The sequence below is a fragment of the Burkholderia sp. Bp9142 genome (genome assembly GCF_003853415.1).
Lineage (GTDB): Bacteria > Pseudomonadota > Gammaproteobacteria > Burkholderiales > Burkholderiaceae > Burkholderia.
The window spans coordinates 1-1,290 of sequence record NZ_QTPP01000087.1 but is presented as its reverse complement, the minus strand read 5'-3'; the positions used below and the strand labels follow the sequence as shown (position 1 = coordinate 1,290).

Here is a 1,290-nt window from a genome sequence, read left to right as displayed (position 1 = left end):
CGAGCTTCCCTCGGTTTTTCGCCTTCCAACGGTCCCGAGTTATGCAGCGGCATCCTTGGTCTGCTGAGCTTTGACCCAGTCCCGAAGGAACCGCTCCGGAGAAACCAAGCCGAGCGACGAATGACGACGACTGCGGTTGTAAAACACTTCGATGTATTCGAACAGATCGGCCTTCGCGTCCTGATGCGTCCGGTAGCGCGTGGCGTGAACCCATTCGTTCTTCAAGCTGTTGAAGAAGCTTTCCGTCGGTGCGTTATCCCAACAATTTCCCTTGCGACTCATCGAGCAACGCATGCCGTAGGCGGCCAGCCTCCGCTGGAACTCGTGGCTTGCATACTGGCTGCCGCGGTCCGAATGGCACAGCGCGCCGGGGGCGGGACGGCGGCGAAACCATGCCATCGTCAGCGCGTCCGTCGCGAGATCCGCCGTCATGCGCGGTTTGATCGACCAACCCACCACTTCTCGGTTGAACAGATCGAGCACCACGGCCAGGTACAGCCAACCCTCGTCGGTCCAGATGTACGTGATGTCCGAACTGAACACCTGATTGGGCTCGGCGGGCGTGAACTCGCGGTTCAACAGATTCGGTGCAACCGGCAGCTTGTGCTTCGAATCCGTCGTCACGCGATAGCGGCGCTTGTGCCGGGCCCGGATGCCGTTTTCGCGCATCAGTCGTTCCACTCGTGCCTTGCTGGCCGGGTAGCCTCGATCACGAACTTCCTGGGTTATGCGTGGCGAGCCGTATGCTCCCTTGACCTCGGCATGCACCGTGCGGATCAACGTCAGCAATTGCGTGTCCGTCAGTCGCGTTCGTCCCGGTGTTCCGCCGCGCTTCCATGCGCGATAGCCGTTCATGCTGACCGACATCACGCAACACAGCGACGACAGCGGATACTGCCTGACCTGCCGGTCGATCTAGGCATACCTCACAGCAGGTCCTTCGCGAAGTATGCTGCCGCTTTTTTTGCGATCTCAAGCTCCATCTGCAGGCGCTTGTTCTCCGCTCGCAGACGAGACAGTTCCATCTGCTCCGGCGTGACCGGCTTTGCTCCGGCGCCGTTGAGCTTGCCCGACGCCTCGGCCTTCACCCAATTGCGAAGTGTCTGCTCTGAAATGCCCAGCTCACGGGCCACCACGGCCACTCCCTGGCCATCCTTGACACGCTGAACGGCGGCCAGCTTGAACTCCGCCGTGTACACCTGTTTCGGTACCTTGAACATGCCTGATTCCCTTCCTTTCCGTCGAGTTTATACACGACCTCATGGAAGGCGAAATTTCAGGGGAAGCTCA

At 60.1% G+C, this 1,290-nt stretch carries 1 pseudogene; it reads right to left on the bottom strand.

The features are described from left to right. Positions 1-39: 39 nt before the first annotated feature. Positions 40-1,220, bottom strand: a pseudogene (locus DIE22_RS37740) (IS3 family transposase). Positions 1,221-1,290: the final 70 nt, after the last annotated feature.